This window comes from Arthrobacter sp. FW306-05-C, from assembly GCF_021801725.1.
Lineage (GTDB): Bacteria > Actinomycetota > Actinomycetes > Actinomycetales > Micrococcaceae > Arthrobacter.
This window is the reverse complement of the sequence record NZ_CP084556.1, coordinates 1,435,936-1,455,288: the sequence shown is the minus strand read 5'-3', so window position 1 is coordinate 1,455,288 and position 19,353 is coordinate 1,435,936. Positions and strand designations below refer to the sequence as shown.

19 protein-coding genes are annotated in these 19,353 nt (G+C 66.7%); 3 read left to right on the top strand and 16 right to left on the bottom strand.

Translation table 11 applies throughout. The features are described 5' to 3' along the window. Positions 1-30 precede the first annotated feature (30 nt). Both LFT44_RS06710 and LFT44_RS06705 read left to right on the top strand, forming a co-directional pair. On the top strand, positions 31-795 hold the full coding sequence (locus tag LFT44_RS06710) for a VIT1/CCC1 transporter family protein (RefSeq protein WP_236801900.1): 765 nt from the start codon (positions 31-33) through the stop codon (positions 793-795). A gap of 49 nt (positions 796-844) precedes the next feature. Then, a complete protein-coding gene (locus LFT44_RS06705; protein WP_236802819.1) occupies positions 845-1,825 on the top strand; it encodes an aminoglycoside phosphotransferase family protein in 981 nt (326 codons plus the stop codon). 27 nt (positions 1,826-1,852) lie between these two features. Here LFT44_RS06705 and LFT44_RS06700 read toward each other — a convergent pair whose 3' ends face one another. The 11 genes from LFT44_RS06700 to dxr form a co-directional block, all read right to left on the bottom strand. Then, on the bottom strand, positions 1,853-3,244 hold the full coding sequence (locus tag LFT44_RS06700; RefSeq protein ID WP_236801899.1) for a pyridoxal phosphate-dependent decarboxylase family protein: 1,392 nt from the start codon (positions 3,242-3,244) through the stop codon (positions 1,853-1,855). Between the two features lie 55 nt (positions 3,245-3,299). Further along, positions 3,300-4,094 carry a sulfite exporter TauE/SafE family protein gene (locus tag LFT44_RS06695; RefSeq protein WP_236801898.1) on the bottom strand — a complete coding sequence of 265 codons (795 nt, stop codon included), beginning with the start codon at positions 4,092-4,094 and terminating at the stop codon, positions 3,300-3,302. Beyond that, positions 4,091-5,902: a proline--tRNA ligase gene (locus LFT44_RS06690; protein ID WP_236801897.1), complete on the bottom strand. Its 1,812-nt coding sequence runs from the start codon at positions 5,900-5,902 to the stop codon at positions 4,091-4,093. Before LFT44_RS06690 ends, LFT44_RS06695 begins: the two co-directional genes overlap by 4 nt. A 417-nt stretch (positions 5,903-6,319) precedes the next feature. Continuing rightward, positions 6,320-7,063: a hypothetical protein gene (locus tag LFT44_RS06685; RefSeq protein ID WP_236801896.1), complete on the bottom strand. Its 744-nt coding sequence runs from the start codon at positions 7,061-7,063 to the stop codon at positions 6,320-6,322. Positions 7,064-7,115: 52 nt separating this feature from the next. Next, positions 7,116-8,006, bottom strand: coding sequence for a GNAT family N-acetyltransferase (locus LFT44_RS06680; RefSeq protein WP_236802818.1), 891 nt, complete (start codon positions 8,004-8,006; stop codon positions 7,116-7,118). Beyond that, entirely contained in the window at positions 7,969-9,135 is a 1,167-nt protein-coding gene (ispG, locus tag LFT44_RS06675) for a flavodoxin-dependent (E)-4-hydroxy-3-methylbut-2-enyl-diphosphate synthase (RefSeq protein ID WP_142134593.1), read from the bottom strand. Before ispG ends, LFT44_RS06680 begins: the two co-directional genes overlap by 38 nt. Positions 9,136-9,169: 34 nt before the next feature. After that, positions 9,170-9,463 carry a YciI family protein gene (locus LFT44_RS06670; protein WP_236801895.1) on the bottom strand — a complete coding sequence of 98 codons (294 nt, stop codon included), beginning with the start codon at positions 9,461-9,463 and terminating at the stop codon, positions 9,170-9,172. Positions 9,464-9,580: 117 nt separating this feature from the next. Beyond that, positions 9,581-10,129, bottom strand: a complete 549-nt coding sequence (locus LFT44_RS06665; RefSeq protein WP_236801894.1) for a hypothetical protein — start codon at positions 10,127-10,129, stop codon at positions 9,581-9,583. Continuing rightward, the gene (locus LFT44_RS06660) at positions 10,126-10,881 is read right to left on the bottom strand and encodes a MarR family transcriptional regulator (RefSeq protein WP_236801893.1); all 756 of its coding nucleotides are present in this window, start codon (positions 10,879-10,881) and stop codon (positions 10,126-10,128) included. Before LFT44_RS06660 ends, LFT44_RS06665 begins: the two co-directional genes overlap by 4 nt. Before the next feature lie 135 nt (positions 10,882-11,016). After that, positions 11,017-12,348, bottom strand: coding sequence for a M50 family metallopeptidase (locus tag LFT44_RS06655; RefSeq protein WP_236801892.1), 1,332 nt, complete (start codon positions 12,346-12,348; stop codon positions 11,017-11,019). A gap of 17 nt (positions 12,349-12,365) precedes the next feature. Further along, positions 12,366-13,550 carry a 1-deoxy-D-xylulose-5-phosphate reductoisomerase gene (gene dxr / locus LFT44_RS06650; RefSeq protein ID WP_236801891.1) on the bottom strand — a complete coding sequence of 395 codons (1,185 nt, stop codon included), beginning with the start codon at positions 13,548-13,550 and terminating at the stop codon, positions 12,366-12,368. Between the two features lie 104 nt (positions 13,551-13,654). On the opposite strand from dxr, the gene LFT44_RS06645 reads away from it, so the two are divergent. After that, complete coding sequence (locus LFT44_RS06645) at positions 13,655-15,124, top strand: lipase maturation factor family protein (RefSeq protein WP_236802817.1); 1,470 nt, start codon at positions 13,655-13,657, stop codon at positions 15,122-15,124. Between the two features lie 51 nt (positions 15,125-15,175). Here the strand turns inward: LFT44_RS06645 and LFT44_RS06640 are convergent, their stop codons facing one another. The 5 genes from LFT44_RS06640 to LFT44_RS06620 are packed head-to-tail and all read right to left on the bottom strand — an operon-like array spanning position 15,176 to position 19,351. Further along, positions 15,176-16,015, bottom strand: a complete 840-nt coding sequence (locus LFT44_RS06640) for an HpcH/HpaI aldolase/citrate lyase family protein (protein ID WP_236801890.1) — start codon at positions 16,013-16,015, stop codon at positions 15,176-15,178. Between the two features lie 4 nt (positions 16,016-16,019). Then, positions 16,020-16,589: a MaoC family dehydratase gene (locus tag LFT44_RS06635; RefSeq protein WP_236801889.1), complete on the bottom strand. Its 570-nt coding sequence runs from the start codon at positions 16,587-16,589 to the stop codon at positions 16,020-16,022. After that, positions 16,586-17,368 (bottom strand): CoA transferase subunit B, encoded by a 783-nt coding sequence (locus LFT44_RS06630; protein ID WP_442863772.1) that lies wholly within the window; start codon positions 17,366-17,368, stop codon positions 16,586-16,588. The genes LFT44_RS06635 and LFT44_RS06630 overlap by 4 nt, the downstream gene beginning before the upstream one ends. Continuing rightward, positions 17,365-18,129 carry a CoA transferase subunit A gene (locus tag LFT44_RS06625; protein WP_236801888.1) on the bottom strand — a complete coding sequence of 255 codons (765 nt, stop codon included), beginning with the start codon at positions 18,127-18,129 and terminating at the stop codon, positions 17,365-17,367. Before LFT44_RS06625 ends, LFT44_RS06630 begins: the two co-directional genes overlap by 4 nt. 46 nt (positions 18,130-18,175) lie before the next feature. Further along, the gene (locus LFT44_RS06620) at positions 18,176-19,351 is read right to left on the bottom strand and encodes an acyl-CoA dehydrogenase family protein (RefSeq protein WP_236801887.1); all 1,176 of its coding nucleotides are present in this window, start codon (positions 19,349-19,351) and stop codon (positions 18,176-18,178) included. Positions 19,352-19,353: the final 2 nt, after the last annotated feature.

Below are 19,353 nucleotides of genomic sequence, written 5' to 3'. Positions count from 1 at the left end.
CTGGGAAGGCCGGGGTGGTTTCCTGAAAGGATGAACGCCGACGATCCAGCCGATGCCCCGGGGACCGGTGCCAGCCCGGAGCTGAACAACCACCTTGAGACGGAACCGCACGGCAACGATATTGCGCACCGGCTGAACTGGTTGCGCGCCGGCGTCCTCGGCGCCAATGACGGCATCGTCTCCGTGGCCGCCATTGTGGTTGGCGTGGCGGGTGCCACGGCCGAATTGGGGCCCATCCTCACGGCCGGCGTCGCCGGCGTCGTGGGGGGCGCCGTGTCAATGGCGTTGGGCGAATATGTCTCGGTCAGCAGCCAAAGTGACAGTCAGCGCGCCCTGATTGAGAAGGAACGCCGCGAACTGGAGGAAGAACCGGAAGCGGAGCTCGCCGAACTGACCGCCCTCTACCTGGCCAAGGGGCTGACCCCCGAAACCGCGGCCAAGGTCGCCCGCGAACTTACTGCCCACGACGTCCTGGCCGCGCACCTGTCTGCCGAGCTCAACATCGACGAGGAGGACATCGTCAGCCCCTGGCACGCGGCATTCGCCTCAGCCATCGCGTTCACCATCGGGGCTATTCTGCCAATGCTGGCCATCCTGCTTCCCCCACCCGGCATCCGGTTTCCGCTGACGTTTGCAGCAGTCCTGGTGGCCTTGGCCATAACAGGCGCCCTGGGGGCATGGATCGGAGGCGGCTCAAAAACGCGGGCAGCTGTGCGCGTGGTGGTGGGCGGCGCATTGGCGCTCGCGGCGACGTTCGTGATCGGCAACCTGCTGGGGGCCTCGGGTGTTGTTTGACCCCGTGGTGCCGGCACTGCCCATCCCGCCGGACCTCACGGCCCGCTACATGCGCGACCGGGCAGGACGCACCTGGCTTGACAGCCTTCCGGGGCTGCTGGCTGACCGGCTGGAGCAATGGCAGCTCGACGTGGACCTGGCGCCCGGCAGCCTGCCGTGGAGTGGACACGGCGGCATCGTGCTGCCGGTGCGGCAGGACGACGGTTCACCAGCAGCCTTGAAGATCGCTTTCCCCCACGATGAAGCCAAGGTGGAGCGGCATGCACTGGCACTTTGGGGCGGCCGTGGCGCTGTTGCATTGCTGGCCTCCGACGCGGAATCGTGCGCCATGCTCCTGGAACGCCTCGACGCCGGACGGTCACTGGCGGACGTGCCCCTGGATGACGCTGCCGTTGTCTGGGGCGGGCTGGTGCGGCAACTGGGGCTGGCCCCGGACCACCGCCCTGAATGGCGGGAGTTCGCCGACATCGCCGGCCGAGCCGAACAGTGGAGCGACCAACTGCCGGCGGACTGGGAGCAGCTGGGCCGCCCGTTCCCCCGGTGGCTGCTGGAGGCAGCCCTTGAAGTGTGCCAGACCCGCGGTGCGGTGGGCCGCCGGTCGGCCCATGACCTGCTGGTCCACACGGACCTGCATTTCCTGAATGTCCTGGCGCGCCCGGGGAAGCAGCCCACGGGTGAAGCGCCGACGGCGGCGGGATACGCGGCCATCGACCCCCAGCCGATGATTGGCGAACCCGAGTTCGCCGTGGCCCCGCTTCTGTGGAACCGCCTTGCGGACCTGCCGGCGTCCCGGCCCGGCGCGGCGCTGCTGACGCGCTGCCACGACTTCAGCACAGCCGCCGGCCTGGACCCCGACGTGGCCCGGCAGTGGGCCATCGCCAGGGAAGTGGATAACGCGCTGGGGTACGCCGCGCAGGGACACCAGGGCGGTCTTGCCCGGTCCCTTTGGGTCTCCAGCACCCTGGCCGGCAAAACCCTGGACGGCCTGCCGCATCCCCATTCACTGCCCGAGCCGGGACAGGACGGGTAGGGCGGCCGGCAAGGCGTGCGCGAACGGTCAGGAGTTCCGCACTGCGGCCAGGGCTGACCGCACGGCGTCGATTGCGGTGCCCACATCCTCCCCCGCCGTATGCCAGTTGCTCACCGAAACCCGAAGGATGTCCCGCTCCCGCCAGCGTGACCCGGACATCCACACCTTCCCGTCCTGGATGACACGGGCCGTGACCGCGCGGGTGGTGTCGTCGTCGCCGAAAGCCAGGCACACCTGGGTGTAGGAGACGTCGTTGAGCACCTCCACGCCGTCCAGGGCGGCCATTCCTTCTGCGATTGCCGCGGCGGCACCCGCCAGACCACCCACCTGGGCTGCCACGCCCTCGCGGCCCAGGCTTTTAAGCGCGGCCCACACCGGTACTCCCCGTGCCCGGCGCGAGAGTTCCGGGACCTTCTCGAAGGGATCGCCCGGGCCTTCCGCGTCGTGCACCAGGTAGCTCGCGTGCAGGCCCATCGCAGCCCGCAGCGCCGACGGGTCGCGGACGATGGCGATGCCGCAGTCGTACGGCACGTTCAACGTCTTGTGGGCATCCGTGCCCCAGGAGTCGGCCTCTTCATAGCCCCGGGTGAGGTGCCTCAGTTCCGGTGCGGCGGCAGCCCAAAGGCCGAACGCACCGTCGATGTGTACCCACGCACCGTGTTTGCGTGCGACGGCGATGGCCTGGGCAAAGGGGTCGAAGGCGCCTGAGTGCAGGTTGCCTGCCTGGAGGCACACCAGGGCGGGCCCGGTGCCGGAGGCAAGCGCGGCGTCCAGGGCGGCGGGGAGCAGGCGGCCCTGCCCGTCTGCGTCGACTTCCGTTGGTTTTCCGAGGCCCAGGTAGCGAAGGCCGAGGTCAACGGTGTCGTGCCGTTCCCGTCCGACAAAGCAGCGGATCCGGGGTGCGCCGCAGAGTCCGTCGCGGTCCAGGTCCCAGCCGGCATCGGTGAGCAGCCGCCAGCGGGCGGCAGCCATGCCGGTGAAGTTTGCCATGGTGGCGCCGGTGACGAATCCGACGTCGGCGGTGGATGGGAGGCCCAGCAGGTCCAGCAGCCAGTGTCCGGCGGCTTCCTCGATGGCAGCCGTGGCCGGGGTGGCGTAGCGCAGGCCCGCGTTTTGGTCCCATGCGCTGACCAGCCAGTCCGAGGCCAGGGCGGCCGGCAGGGTGCCGCCGATCACCCAACCGAAGAACCGGCTCGAGGGCATGGCCATGAGGCCAGGTTCTGCCTGGGTTGCCAGGAAGTCGATGACGCCCGCTGCAGGCATTCCTGCTTGGGGCAGTGGTCCGCCGAAGACTTCGGCGAGCTCTGTGGCGTTCCGGCTGGGTCCCACGCGGCGGTGCGGAAGGCTGTCCAGCCAGGCCTGCGAATACCCTGCGGCGGCTGCCAGTGCCGCGGCAAACCCGTCCTCGCCGTGTGCCATACCTGCATGCTACGCCGGGCTGGTCCCCACGACGAGGACCAGTTTCCAGGGCGGATCAGGAGAAGTTTTCCTGCCAGACGTCGTAGCCAAGCTTGACGATCAGGGCCGCCACGACCGCCAGGAAGACCACCCGGACGAATTTGCTGCCCTGCTTCACGGCTGTGCGGGCGCCGAGGTAGCCGCCGGCCATGTTGGCGCCGCCGAGCAGCAGGCCGACCCCCCAAAGGATGGACCCGTGCGGCAGGAAGAACAACAGGGCACCGGCATTGGTGGCCATGTTGACAATTTTGGCCTTGGCGCTTGCTTCCAGGAAGGCGTAGCCCATGGCGGACACCAGGGCGATGACCAGGAAGGAACCGGTCCCCGGGCCAATAAGCCCGTCATAAAAGCCGATCACAGCACCGATCAAGCAGGCCACGACGTAGTGCTTATGGCCTTCGTGGCGCAGTGCCGTCAGCTCACCCACGCTGGGCCGCAGGGCAATGAAAAGCGCGACGGCGACCAGGGCCACCACGATGATGGGCTTGAACACCCCGGCCGGCAGGGTAGCGGCCAGGCTTGCCCCGCCGAAGCTGCCTGCCAGGGCTATCACCGCCATGGGCACCGCGGTCCGCAGGTCCGGCCCCACCCGCCGGTAATAGGTGACAGCACTGGTGGCGGTACCGAAGATGGAGCCCATCTTGTTGGTGGCCAGCGCCTGGACCGGCGCGATGCCGGGGACCAGGAGCAGCGCCGGAAGCTGGATGAGGCCTCCGCCGCCCACCACCGCATCAATCCACCCGGCTGCGAATCCAGCCACCACGATCAGGATGATGGTGGTGAGCTGGATCGACTCGAAGCCGGAGGTCACTGGTTGCGGACGGCGTTGACCACGTAGTCGACGGCCTTATCTACCGCCACGTTCTCGGCGGCACCGCTGCGGCGGTCCTTGATCTCCACCACGCCGTCCACCAGGCCGCGGCCCACTGCCAGGATGGTGGGGACGCCCACCAGCTCGGCGTCGCCGAACTTCACGCCCGGCGAGACCTTGGGCCGGTCGTCATAGATGACCGACAGTCCGGCTTCCTCGAGTTCCGCCGACAGCTTTTCCGCCGTCTGGAAGATCTCGTCACCGCGGCCTACTGCAACCACATGTACATCGGCGGGCGCTACCGTGCGGGGCCAGACCAGGCCACGGTCATCGTGGTTGGCCTCTGCCAATGCCGCCACGGCCCGGGTGACCCCGACGCCGTAGGAACCCATGGTGACCACCACCTGCTTGCCGTTCTGGTCCAGGACTTTGAGGTCCAGTGCTTCGGCGTATTTGCGGCCGAGCTGGAAGATGTGGCCCATTTCGATGCCGCGGGCGGTCTCCAGCGGGCCCGAGCCGTCCGGGGAGGGGTCGCCGGCGCGGACTTCGGTGCACTCGATGACGCCGTCCCAGCGGAAGTCGCGTCCGGCCACCAGGCCGAAGACGTGCTTGCCGGCCTCGTTGGCGCCAGTAATCCAGGCAGTTCCGCTGACCACCCGGGGGTCCACCAGGTACAGCAGCTTGGTGGCACTGTCGGCGCCCAGGAGCGGCTGGTCGAGGGACAGGCCGGGGCCAAGGTAGCCCTTGACGATCAGCGGCTGCTTCTTGAGGTCTTCCTCGCCTGCCTGCTCCAGGCCGATCTCTCCACCGATCGGCAGGAAGGCGCCGATGTTTGCCTCCACCCTTTTGAGGTCCACTGCGCGGTCGCCGGGGAGGCCGATGACCACCAGCTGCCGCTCACCGGTGGGCAGCGTGACGGCGAGGACCACGTTCTTGAGCGTGTCCGCTGCAGTCCAGGCGCCGCCGTCGGATTCTGCCCGAGGGGCGATCTGGTTGGAAGCGGCAACCAGGGTCTCGATGGTGGGGGTGTCCGGGGTATCCAGGACCTCTGCCGCCGGGGCGTTGGTGAAGTCGATTTCCTCGGGGACCACCGTGGTGACGGCCTCGACGTTGGCGGCGTAGCCGCCGGCCGAGCGGACAAAGGTGTCCTCGCCGATCTCCGTGGGGAAGAGGAATTCCTCGCTCTTGGAACCTCCCATGGCGCCGGCGGTGGCTGCCACGGGCACTACTTCAAGGCCCAGGCGTTCAAAGATCTTCAAGTAGGCGGCGCGGTGGGCGGCGTAGCTGGCATCCAGACCGGCGTCGTCCACGTCAAAGGAGTAGGAATCCTTCATGATGAACTCGCGGCCGCGGAGGAGCCCGGCCCGGGGACGGGCCTCGTCGCGGTACTTATTCTGGATTTGGTACAGGCTCAGCGGCAGGTCCTTGTAGGACGAGTACAGGTCCTTGACCAGGAGCGTGAACATCTCCTCATGCGTGGGGGCCAGCAGGTAATCAGCTCCCTTGCGGTCCTGGAGGCGGAACAGGCCCTCGCCGTATTCGGTCCAGCGGTTCGTGGCCTCGTACGGCTCGCGTGGCAGCAGGGCCGGGAAGTGGACTTCCTGGGCGCCAATGGCTGCCATCTCCTCGCGGATGATTTCCTCGACCTTGCGCAGGACGCTCAGTCCCAGCGGAAGCCAGGTGTAGATGCCGGGGGCAGCGCGGCGGATGTAGCCGGCGCGGACCAGGAGTTTGTGGCTGGCAACCTCGGCATCGACGGGGTCTTCGCGCAGCGTGCGCAGGAAAAGCTGGGACAGTCGTAGGACCACGGGTGGTATCCGTTTCTGGGGAAGTGCTGGGTCAGCAGGGCCGGACAATTCGTCTGGATACTAATCTACCGGCACGGAACATGCGGCAATTACGGGCCAGGGAACGCAGCCGGGCCGGCTTGCCCGGCAATGGCCGGACACAGTAGGGCCACGCCCGGGAATACAAAGCCCCTGGCCCCCCCAATGAGGCTGGTCATCGCATCCGGGCGTGGCCCAACGCCGTTATCGCCTAAGTACTGGTGAGGACTGGTGAGACCGCCCACCCCACTTCCAGCGCAGCTAGAAAGAACTTATGTGATCGTGCGCACGTTTGACAAGTGTTTTTATTTTCGGAATCCGCGTGCCCTTTACCTGTCGCGCGGCGTTACTTCCGCTGTTGTGCCTTGACGACGCGTTGTTACGTGACAGGCGGTTGTCTTACTTGACCAGCGCAGCAGCGGAGTCAAGGAGGGCACCAGCCCGGCGGACGGCGTCGGCCTCGCTCTCGCCTCCGGACGCAACCGAGGTGAGCACCACGCCCTGCTTGACCACCTGGGCCGTAACGGTTGACTGCTTGCGTCCATCGGGAAGGGCGCTGTCAGTGCGGTAGGCAACGGTACCGGGGAGGCTGCCGGCTCCCTGCACCGGAGTCACGGTTACGGCTATCTCCATGCCCGACGCGGTCATGGTCATGGAGGAGCACTTCGCCAGCTGGTCCGGCTGGTCCTTGACCTTGGCAAGGAAGCTTTGGTCCAGGCCGGCAATCAGGGACAGGGCTGTGGCGGCCCCGGTGCCGGCGTCCGTGCTCATGCCCATCGCCATGGTTGCTCCGTCGACGGAAGGTACGGCGCTTGCGGCGGCCAGTTCCTTGCACTCTGCGGGCTTGACGTCAATGGACGCAATCATTGCCTTGGTTTGTTCGAGCGTGGTTTTGATGTCGGCGCTGGGCAGGACTGACAGCCTGCGGTCTGCCGCGTCCCGGACCTGGCCGACGATGGCAGCGAGTTCCTCGCTGGTGTAGGCCTTGGCGGTTGGCGTCGGAGTTGCCGTTGGGGTGGGCGTACTTTGCGTGGAGGCCGCAGGCGCGGCAGGTGTGGATTCCGCTGCCTGTGGCGCGGACGTCCCGCCGCACGCAGAAACACCAACGGCAAGAAGGGCGCAGGCCCCGAAAGTTCCAAGCACGGACGTCTTCAATTTTTCCCCCAATATCCAGCACGGAACCGGCAGTTACCGGCTAGAACAGGACTGTAGCGAAGGTCCCCACCTGGCGGAAGCCCACACGCTCATAGGTGGACCTGGCCCTGGTGTTGAAGCCGTTGACGTAGAGGCTCGTCATCGGGGCAATCTGCTGGGCTTTTTCCACCACTGCCGCCATGTACGCCGCACTGAGCCCCTGGCCGCGGAAAGCCGGATTCATCCATACCCCTTGGACTTGGGTGACGTCGTCCGTGACTGCACCCAACTCGGCTTTGAACACCACCTCGCGGGCTTCGTTGAGGTGGACCAGGGAGTGCCCCTGCCTGATGAGGCCTTCCACCCGCCGGCTGTAGAACTCCCTGCCGCCCAAATAGGGCGAGTAGCCTACTTCTTCCTCGAACATGGCGGCGCATGCGGGAAGGATGCGGTCGAAGTCCGCCAGGTCCCCGTGCACCAGGCCCGGGTGGGGCCGTACCCGGGGTGCTCCGTCGATGACCATCAGGGGCTGGTCGGCCCGGACCTCGTGGGCCTGGTGCCCCAGTTCCGTGAGTTCGGCATTAAGTGCCAGCACGGCCTCGGCCGGACCGAAAGCCGAGGCGTACCTGCGCCCGGAACTGTTGGCTGCCTCCGCTAGCAGGGGGGCCAGTGCGGGATCGAGCTGGACCGGAACCAAATTGGCCCCGGCCCAGCATGCGCCCGTCAGGATGCCGCCGTCGAAAACGCCGATGACGCCGGCCCCGCCGCTGGTGGGTGCCGCCGTCCCGGTGCCGCGCAGATGGGCCAGGATGAACACATTGGCCACCGGGTCCTGCTGGGCCAGCGCCGTCAGTGCGGGGGTGTCCTGGCCGTCGAGCGTACGGACAGAAAGCCCTGCCGGGTCGGGAGCGTCCCTACGAGACGCTAACCACGGGGCTACCCTTGACAGCATCTTCGCCATCGGCCTCCCCCATCTCTTCCGCGATACGCATAGCCTCTTCGATCAGTGTCTCAACAATTGCGCTCTCGGGAACAGTCTTGATGACCTCGCCCTTAACGAAGATCTGGCCCTTGCCGTTGCCTGATGCAACACCAAGGTCCGCTTCACGCGCCTCGCCGGGGCCGTTCACGACGCAGCCCATGACCGCCACGCGCAGCGGAATTTCCATTCCCTCGAGGCCGGCGGTGACCTGTTCTGCCAGAGTGTACACGTCCACCTGGGCGCGGCCACATGACGGGCACGATACGATTTCCAGCTTGCGGGGCCGCAGGTTCAGCGATTGGAGGATCTGGTTGCCGACCTTGATCTCCTCCACCGGCGGCGCGGACAGGGACACGCGGATGGTGTCACCGATACCCCGCGACAGGAGCGCGCCGAACGCCGTGGCGGACTTGATGGTCCCCTGGAAGGCGGGGCCGGCTTCGGTGACGCCCAAATGCAGGGGCCAGTCACCCTTTTCCGCGAGCATCTCGTAGGCGGCCACCATCACCACGGGGTCGTTGTGCTTGACGGAAATCTTGAAGTCGTGGAAACCGTGCTCCTCGAACAGTGAGGCTTCCCAGACCGCCGATTCGACCAGTGCCTCCGGAGTGGCCTTGCCGTACTTCTTCAGGATGCCCGGTTCCAGGGAGCCTGCGTTCACGCCGATGCGGATGGAGGTACCGTGGTCCTTCGCCGCGGCGGCGATCTCCTTGACCTGGTCGTCGAACTTACGGATGTTTCCCGGGTTCACGCGCACCGCAGCGCAGCCGGCTTCAATGGCTGCGAAGACGTACTTGGGCTGGAAGTGGATGTCCGCGATGACGGGGATCTGGGACTTCCGGGCGATGATGGGCAGCGCTTCGGCGTCATCGGCGGACGGGCAGGCGACGCGGACGATGTCGCAGCCGGACGCAGTCAGTTCAGCGATCTGCTGCAGGGTGGCGTTGATGTCCGTGGTGGGCGTGGTGGTCATGGACTGCACGCTGATGGGGTAGTCAGACCCTACGCCTACCGAGCCGACTTTAATCTGGCGCGTCTTGCGGCGGGGCGCGAGGACGGGCGGTGGTGCTGACGGCATTCCCAGGCTGACCGAGGTCACGTGGACTCCTTGAGTTGAAAGGGTAAAAAGGCGGCTACGCGGTAATCCCGGCCAGCATGCCGGTTACCGGTGACCATTCCGTGATGCGCGTTCCGGCGATCACACCGGCTCCGGCGAACGGGTCCTGCTTGAGGATCGAGTTGAGGGCGGCTTCATCCAAGGCCTTGAAGATCAGCAGGGCACCGGCACCGTCACCGTACGGGCCGCTGGCTACGATGACGCCGTCCTGTGCCAGGTTCGCGGTCCATTCCCGGTGCGCGGGCCGGACCTCGTTGCGGGTTTCAGTGGAGCTGGCGGCATAAACGTACTCAACGGCAAAAACTGTCATACCGCTACCCTATCGCCATGGCTGGCTTGGTACCGTACGCGTCCGGCCGGCAGGGCGAAGCGACCCGGCGCGCAAAGACCGTCCGGGGCCGGCCATGGTGTTAGTGCAGGAATAGGACTAGTGCAGGAAGAGGACTTTGACGGCGGCAGCGGTTCCGGCCGCCCAGAGCATCGATGTGAGCGTCCCGATGATGAAGCGCTCGGCTGCCACCGGCGTTTCCTTCAGCTCGGCGAACCTGCCCAGGCCCTTGATGGCAACGATGTAGGCGATGGCCACGGGCTGCCCGGTCAGGATGGCGAGGCAGACGCCCAGCCGCTCCAGTACGCCAATGATGGCGCCCCCGCGCAGGATGCGCTGGGTAGGGGGCGCCGGCCCGGCAGGCGCGTCCGACGGCGGCTGGACAGGCGGGGCGGTCAGCTCATCGTCCACAGCCTGGCCGGCTGCGCCGCCTGCTGTTCCAAGGGCAGCCCCCGGGGCGTCGGCAGGGGTGTCGTCCACGGTAACGTCGCCCGCGGGATCCTGTTCGGCCTTGCGGGCTGCATCCGCCGCCTTCGCAGCGTCCGCGCGGTCGTCGATGGTCCGCGCGAGCTTGAACACCAACGCCGTCACCGGCCAGCCGGCGAAGCCGGCGACTACCAGGGCCACTGCCACCCAAAGTGCGGTCACCTGTCTCCTTCGTTGGGGTCGTCTGCATCACGGTCGTCTTTGAGGGGGCCGTTAATCTGCGAGTCCGCAAAACCCAGAAGCATCGCCGCAGCTGGCCTGGCTGCCCATTCTTCCTGCCACCCGGACCGAAGCACGGTACGGCTCACCGATTGTTCCGAGATGCCGAGTTCAAGCGCCACCTGCTTCTGGCTTCCGTGGCGGCCCGGTCCCGGGCTGCGCGCACCCAGGCGGCTTCCATCCAGGCGGCCTTCATCCAGGCGGCGCAGGGCATCCACTACCCGCCACTGGGCCTCCGTGCGGTCCTGGACAAGCCGGCCGAGCAGCCGGAGCACCGCCTCCGCATTTGCGCATGCCTGGCTCCCCTCCCCGGCGGGGACACCGCCGGTCTTCGCCATGATGCCCGGCACCACCGACAACGGCACCTGCGGCCCGGCGGCCTTGGCCAGCTCAACTGCCTTGCGGGCGGCGACAAACGCAGTCCCGGTTCCTTCGCGGGGGCTGGCGCCTGGAGCCAGGGAGACGGTTCCGACGCCGATCCCCACGTACCAGCGACCGAAGCGGAGTGCATGGAGGGCAATCTCCACGACGACGGAAGGGTCGGGCACTACCCCCTGGACTTCATCACCCACGGTACGTTCGAAGACCGGCTGCTCCGTTCCGGACGGTTGCAGCGCGGCAATCCGGGCGAGAAGGTCCGGGACGAGGTCCTGGCCGCCGGTACTTCCCCGCTGGTCGATGGTCATGACGAACATTTCTCAACCATAGATGGCTGATGCCAGTGAATCAATCACATTTGACTGATATTTGGGAATCAGTCGATATCGGCTGCGAGAAGGAGCGTGCAGTGCCAACGCGGCCCGCCCGTGCGGCTCCACAGAGGCTGCGGCCTAACCGAAGAGATTGACCGGCTTGACGATGTCCGCGTAGATAAGCAGGACGCTCATACCCATGAGCAGCGCCGCCACAACGTAGGTAACCGGCAGCAGCTTGGCGATGTCGAACGCTCCCGGGTCCGGCCGGCCGCGCAGCTTTGCCACCTTGCGCCGCACGCCCTCATAGAGCGCCCCGGCAACGTGGCCGCCGTCGAGCGGCAGGAGCGGGACCAGGTTGAACACCGCCAGTGCGAAGTTCAGGCCTGCCAGCAGGCCAACGAGGGTTGCCACCCGGGATTGCAGCGGCGCCGCTTCCATGGCGGCTACTTCACCTGCAACCCTGCCTACGCCCACAACGCTGATGGGTCCGTTCGGATCGCGGGGCTCCTCGCTGAAGGCGGCTTTGGCCACGCCCACCACTCGGGCCGGAAGGTTCAAGACCACGCCGGCCACCTGGCGGATGTTCTCCCCCGCCATGGGCAGGACGGACGACGCCGGCTGGGGCACCAGCGCCGTTTGCGCACCGATGCCAAGGAAACCGACGTCCTCGTACTGGAGGTTGCCGGCGGCGTCGGTGGCCTGCCGCCCGTCGCTTCCCATCACCGGCCGGGCCGAAAGGACCGGCGTCACGGTGGTGGACACTGGGTTGCCATCCCGCTGCACGGTAATGGCCACTTCCCTGCCCGCGGAAGCGCGGATCCATTCCGTCAGCTGGTCCCAGCTGGTCACGGCCTTGCCATCGAAGGAAGTGACGGTGTCATTGGGCTTGAGCCCGGCAGCCGCGGCCGGCGTGAGCTGGCAGTCAGCGGAATTCGGGTCAACGGTTTGCCCGGCCGCCACCTGGCATTTGGACACGTCCGAGATGGTGGTGGTGGCTGTGGCAACACCGAAGCCCATGAGCAGCACAGCCGTGAACAGCAGCCCAAGGATCATGTTCATGGCGGGGCCGCCCAGCATCACGATGATTTTTTTCCAGACCGGCAACCGGTAGAAAACGCGGTTTTCGTCACCGGGCCCAACTTCCTCGTGGGCCTGCGAGCGGGCCTCGGTGGCAAGTGTCTGGAACATGCCGGTGCTGGATGGCCGGACCGAGCCGTCCTCCTTGTTGGGCGGGTACATGCCGATCATGGAGACGTAGCCACCCAGCGGGACTGCCTTGACGCCGTATTCGGTTTCGCCTTTTCGGCGCGACCACAGCGTGGGTCCGAAGCCGATCATGTACTTGGTGACGCGCACCTTGAAAAGCTTGGCGGGGACCAGGTGCCCCACTTCGTGGAGCGCAATGGACACGGCGATGCCCACCGCCACGAAGACGACGCCGAGGATGAAAAGTAAAACAGGGGTCATGGAGGTGCTGCTGCTTCCTAGAGACTGCTGACTGCTAAACGTTCGTGGGCCCGGGCACGTGCCCAGCTTTCAGCATCCAGCACTGACTCCACCGTCAGCCCGGAAGAGCCTGAGTGTTCGCTGAGCACGGCCTCGATGGTGTCCACGATGTCGGTAAAGCGGATCCTGCCGGCATGGAATGCGGTGACGGCTTCCTCGTTGGCCGCATTGAACACGGCGGGGAACGTGCTGCCCTGCTTGGCCGCTTCCTTGGCAAGGCCGACGGCGGGGAAAGCTTCAGTGTCCAGCGGTTCAAAGGTCCAGGTGGCGGCCTGGGTCCAGTCGCACGCGCTGGCGGCCTTGGGTACGCGGGACGGCCAACCAAGTCCCAGCGCGATGGGCAGCCGCATGTCCGGCGGGGAGGCCTGGGCGATGGTGGAGCCGTCAATGAACTGCACCATGGAGTGCACCACGGACTGAGGATGGACCACCACGTCGATCCGGTCCAGCGGGATATCGAACAGCAGGTGCGCCTCGATGACTTCCAGGCCCTTGTTCACCAGCGTGGCCGAATTGGTGGTGACCATGACGCCCATGTCCCAGGTGGGGTGGGCCAGGGCCTGCTGGGGCGTCACACTGTGGAGTTCCTCCCGGTTCCTGCCGCGGAATGGGCCGCCGGAAGCGGTCAGGATCAGTTTGTCCACCTCGTCGGCAGTGCCGGAGCGCAGGCACTGGGCAATGGCGGAGTGTTCCGAGTCCACCGGAACAATCTGGCCTTCCGCGGCCGCGGCTTTGACCAGGCTGCCGCCCACGATCAGCGACTCCTTGTTGGCCAGGGCCAGGGTGGCGCCGGACTTGAGGGCCGCGAGCGTGGGGGCCAGGCCGATGGAACCGGTGATGCCGTTAAGCACCACGTCAGCCTGGACTGCCGCGACCTGCGCGGAGGCGTCCGGACCGGCCACGATCTGGGGCCGGTAGCCGGGACGGCCTGCCGCAGCGGCAGCTTCACGGATAAGTGCTTCCAGCCGGGCCGGGTCTCCCCCGGCAATTCCCACGGCTGCGGCACCGGTGTGGACGGCCTGCCGGGCCAGGAGTTCCAGGTTGCCGCCCCCGGCGCTCAGTGCCACCACCTCGAACAGGTGGGGGGCGCCGTCGACGACGTCAATCGCCTGGGTGCCGATGGAACCGGTGGATCCGAGGAGGACGATTCTGCGTGGCTGCATTGGTTAAGTATCCCGCACCCTTCGGGCCCGCCCGCGCCCCGGCCCGCGCCGCTGACCTGCTGCTGCGCCTTGACCCCGGGGTTGCCGGGCGTAACGTGGACTGCGTGGACTGGCTCTCGTGGTTTGATGCGCCGGAGTACGAATTCGCCCGGCAGGTGCTGCAACGGGGTGTGGCGGCACTGTACTTCGTAGCGTTCCTGTCCACGCTGAACCAGTTTCCCGCCCTGCTTGGCGAGCGCGGGCTGCTGCCGGTGCCGGAGTTCCTGGCGGCGTTTACCCGGATGCGCCGGTTCACACTGTTCCGCTGGCGGTACTCGGACGGCCTGCTGCGTGGTGTCTGCGCCGCCGGCCTGGTGGTGTCGGCGCTGCTCGTGGCCGGAATTCCGCAGATGGGGCCGCCCTGGGTCCCGCTGATCGCCTTTCTGGCCCTGTGGCTGCTGTACATGTCCATCGTGAACGTGGGCCAGACGTTTTACGGATTCGGCTGGGAGATGCTGCTCCTGGAGGCGGGCTTCACCGTGGCCTTCCTCGGTTCCAACCAGACCGAGCCGCCGAGGACCATCCTGATCCTCATCGTGTGGCTGGTGTTCCGGCTGGAGTTCGGTGCGGGAATGATCAAGATCCGCGGCGGCCGGGAGTGGCGTGACCTGACGGCGCTGTACTACCACCATGAAACCCAGCCCATGCCCGGGCCGCTCAGCAGGCAGGCGCACCTGTTACCCAAGCCGCTGCACCGCGTCGAGGTGGTTGGCAACCACTTCGCCCAGCTGGTGGTGCCGTTCCTGCTCTTTGCGCCCCAGCCCGTGGCCAGTGTGGCGGCCGCCGTCGTGGTGGTCACCCAGCTGTGGCTGGTGGCCAGTGGCAACTTCGCCTGGCTGAACTGGATGGCGATCGTGCTCGCGTTCGCCGCGGTAAGCGACCCCGTGGCGCACGCAGTGATACCGGCCATCCCGGCGGACTGGGAGGCGGCCACCGGAATGCAGCGGGAGACCCCGCCCTGGTGGCTGGCCATCACACTGGCCGCCTCCCTCCTGCTGCTGGTCCTGAGCTACTGGCCGCTGCGGAACCTCTTCTCCCGCCGGCAGCTGATGAATGCAAGCTTCAACCGGTGGCAGCTGGTCAACGCCTACGGCGCGTTCGGCACCGTGACCAAGCAGCGCATCGAGATCGTGGTGGAGGGAACGCTGGATGAGGACCCCGGCGACAGCTCCGACTGGCGTGAGTACGGCTTCAAGGGCAAGCCCGGCGATGTCCGCAGGATCCCCCGGCAGTGGGCCCCGTACCACCTGCGCCTTGACTGGCTGATGTGGTTCCTGCCGCTGCGCAGCGTGCACGAAGAATGGTTTTACGCGTTCCTGGCGAAGCTGCTGGCGGCGGACCGGCAGATGCTGCGGCTGCTGCGGCGTGACCCGTTCGACGGCGCGGCGCCCCGGTGGGTGCGCGTGCGCAGCTTCCATTACCGTTTCGCCAGCCGGAAGGAGTTCCGCGAGACGGGGAACCGCTGGGTGCGGACCCTCCTGTACGAACCCATCCCGCCTACGTCCCTGCGCCGTTCCCAGGGACAGCAACGGTAGCTGGACCTTCCCGGGCAGACCTTCAGTGCTGGCTAAATTTTCAGTCCTGGGCTAAACCTTCTGGGCAGCCCGCCGGATGATCTCCTGGGCATGCTTGAGGATGGGGCCGTCGATCATTTTTCCCTCGTAGCGGAACACTCCGGACCCTGCTGAGTCTGCCGCAGCCAGGAGTGCCTGGGCCGCGGCCACTTCGTCATCGGTAGGCGCGTAGGCCTTGCGGACCACCGCGGCCTGGCTCGGGTGGATGCACGCCTTGGAACTGAACCCTGACGCCACCGCGTCGGCTGCCTCCACCGCAAGCCCATCAAGGTCGGGAATGTTGGTATAGACGGCATCCACGGCTTCCTTGCCGAACGCCCTGGCCGCCACAAGCACTGACGAGCGGGCGTGCAGCGCAACAGCCCGGTAGCCGCCGTCGTCCGTCCTGCTGGAGGTCCCGCCAAGCGTGGCCAGCAAGTCCTCGGCCCCCCACATGATGCCCACCACGTTGGGGGCGGCGGCGATGGCCGGGGCGTTCAGCACGCCAAGGGCCGTTTCACACAGTGCGATCACCTGGTACCCCTCAAGGGCCTTGAGCTGTTCGGCGGATTCGGCCTTGGCCAGCATCACGGTGCGGTACGGCGTGTGGGCAAGGCAGTGCAGGTCCTTTTCAAAGTCCTCCGTTCCCACGGGGTTGACCCTGACGATGGTGCAGCTGGGTTCCAGTTCCGGCTCCACCCCGGTGGTTCCCAATTGGGCCAGGATCGCGCCGCGGGCGCGCTGCTTGTCCGCCGGCGCCACTGCGTCCTCAAGGTCAAGGATCACGGCGTCCGCCCGGGCCGCGGCCTTTTGGTAGCGCTCCGGCCGGTCGGCGGGGCAGAACAGCAGGGCGGGGCCCATCACGAAAGTCATAAGGCTATTCTCCGATGTTTTGAACGTTCCGTGCGTCCTGGTGAGCATCCCGCGTCCACATCAGGCAGCTGCGCGTGGCCCGGGCCACCACGGTTCCGTCCTGGTTGCGGCCAGTGTGTTCCATGGTCACGATCCCCTGGCCGGGGCGCGAGGCCGAAAGCCGCCTGCCGGCGATGACCGTCTCCGTGTAGAGCGTGTCGCCGTGATAGAGCGGGTGCGGGAAGGACACGTCGGTGAGGCCCAGCTGGGCGATGATGGTCCCCTGGGTCAGTTGCGTGACGGACTGGCCCACCATGGTGGCAAGGGTGAACATGGAGTTCATCAGCCGCTGGCCGAAGGGCTGCCCGGCGCTCCAGGCCGCGTCCAGGTGGAGGGCCTGCGTGTTCATGGTGAGCGTGGTGAACAGGACGTTGTCGGCTTCGGTCACGGTGCGCCCCGGCCGGTGGGCATACACCACGCCTTCCTCCAGTTCGTCGAAGTACAGCCCGCGCTGCTCGACGACCCGCCTGCCTCCGTCAACGGCTGCGGTGGTTGGGCTTTCCGCATTGCTGCCCGCGGGGCTGTTGCCGGTCATACGGTCAGTTCCCTGTCTTCCTCGAACAGGTCAGTTCCAGTGGCGGCCACCACGTCTTCGACGGAGACGTTGGGAGCCAGTTCGCGCAGGACCAGCCGGGAGGCGCCGCCATCCTTGACGACGTCGATGACGGCCAGGTCCGTGATGATCCGATCCACGCAGCCCTTGCCTGTCAGCGGCAGCGAGCATTGCCGGACGATTTTGGGGTTTCCGTTGCGGTCAACGTGCTCCATCATCACGATCACCCGTTTGGCCCCGAACACCAGGTCCATGGCCCCGCCCATGCCCTTGACCATCTTTCCCGGGATCATCCAGTTGGCCAGGTCTCCGTTCTCGGCCACCTCCATGGCGCCCAGCACGGCCAGGTCCACGTGGCCGCCGCGGATCATGCCGAAGGAGGTTGCCGAGTCAAAGAACGCCGCTCCCCTGTTGACGGTCACGGTTTCCTTGCCGGCATTGATCAGGTCCGGGTCCAGGGCGTCTTCAGCGGGATAGGGTCCGACGCCGAGGATTCCGTTCTCGGAGTGCAGCACCACTTCCACCCCATCAGGGATGTAGTTGGGTATCAGGGTAGGCATGCCGATCCCCAGGTTCACGTACTGCCCGTTGCGCAGTTCCCTGGCGACCCGCGCGGCCAGTTCGTTGCGGTTCCAGCCTTTCGTGTCTGCCGGCGACGTGGAGTCACCAGGGCCGGCGTGCCGCTGGGACCCTGCACGCCGGTACTCGGGGCGTACGGCTTCCGGGCGCGGAGCCTCGGGGCTGTTGGGATCCATGCTCATGCTCCTGCCTTGCTGAGGGCGACCGTCCGCTTTTCGATCCGTTTCTCACCATTCGGGACATGGACCACGCGCTGGACGAAGATGCCGGGGGTGTGGATATGTTCGGGGTCCAGTTCGCCAGGCTCCACCAGTTCCTCCACCTCGGCGATGGTGATCTTTCCGGCCATGGCACACAGCGGATTGAAATTCATGGCCGTGGCGTGGAAGACCAAATTGCCGTGGCGGTCGCCCTTCCACGCGTGCACCAGCCCGAAATCCGGGGTGAGGGACTCTTCCAGGACGTAGTAGACGCCGCCGAACGGGCGCACTTCCTTGGGGGCCGAGGCAACCGCGATGCCGCCGTTGGCGTCGTACTTCTGCGGCAGGCCGCCGTCGGACACCTGGGTGCCTACCCCCGCCTTCGTGTAGAAGGCCGGGATGCCCGCGCCGCCGGCACGCAGTTTCTCGGCCAGCGTGCCCTGCGGGGTGAGCACCACCTCGAGCTCGCCGGCCAGGTACTGGCGGGCGAACTCCTTGTTCTCGCCCACGTAGGAGCTGATGGTGCGGCGGATACGCCCGTCCCGCAGCAGGATGCCCAGTCCCCAGTCATCGACGCCGCAGTTGTTGCTGACGGTTTCCAGGTCCGTTGTCCCGGCCCGGTGCAGGGCATCGATCAGGGCCACCGGGATCCCGCAGAGGCCGAACCCGCCCACGGCCAGGGAAGCGCCGTCGGGGATGTCCCCCACGGCTTCATCAGCACTGGCAACAACCTTGTCAATCATCCTTGATCCTTTCAGGCCGGCTTGCGTGCCCTGTGCAGGCGCAGGGCTAAAGTCCCAGTTCGCGGGCGATCAGCATCAGCTGGACCTCCGTGGTGCCCTCCCCCACTTCAAGGATCTTGGAGTCGCGGTAGTGGCGTGCCACAGTGAACTCGTTGATGAAGCCATAGCCGCCGAATACCTGGGTGGCATCCCGCGCGTTGTCCATGGCTGCCTCGCCTGCGACCATCTTAGCGATGGCCGCCTGGGTCTTGAACGGCTTGCCTGCCAGCATCCGGGCGGCCGCGTCGTAGTAGGCCAGCCGGGCGGTGTGGGCCCGTGCCTCCATGCGCGCGATCTTGAAGGAGATGGCCTGGTACTTGCCGATTTCGTGGCCAAAAGCCCGGCGCTCGCGGGCATACCGGACCGACAGGTCCACGCAGCCCTGGGCCGCGCCGGTTGCCAATGCCGCGATGGCGATCCGGCCCTCGTCCAGGATGGACAGGAAGTTGGCGTAACCGCGCCCCTCTTCGCCAAGCAGGTTTTCTTCCGGCACCCGGACGTCCTTCAGGGTCAGCGGGTGGGTATCGGAGGCGTTCCAGCCCACCTTGTTGTAGGGTTTCTCCGCCTTGAAGCCGGGGGTGTCCGTTGGCACCAGGATGGTGGAGATTTCCTTTTTGATGCTGCCGTCTTCGCGTTCCTGCTGGCCGGTGACGGCCGTGACGGTGACCAGCCGGGTGATGTCGGTTCCGGAGTTGGTGATGAACTCCTTGTTGCCGGTGATCACCCAGTGTGTTTTGTCTCCGACGGCCTCGCGCCTCGCGTGGGTCTTGGTGCCGCCGGCGTCGGACCCTGCCTCCGGCTCGGTGAGCCCGAACCCGGCGAGCGCCTGGCCGGACGCAAGCATGGGCAGCCACTCCTGTTTCTGTGCTTCCGTGCCGAAGCGGTACACGGGCATGGCGCCCAGGGACACCCCGGCCTCCAGGGTGATGGCCACTGACTGGTCCACGCGGCCCAGCTGTTCCAGCGCAAGCGCCAGGGCGAAGTAGTCCCCGCCCATGCCGCCGTATTCCTCCGGGAACGGCAGCCCGAACAGGCCCATCTCCGCCATCTGCTTCACCACTTCGTAGGGGAAGCTGTGCTCTTCGTCATGCTTTGCGGAAACCGGGGCCACCACGTTGTCCGCGAAGTCGCGCACGGTGTCGCTGAGGTCCTGGTATTCCTCGGTGAGTTCAAAACCGCTCATGG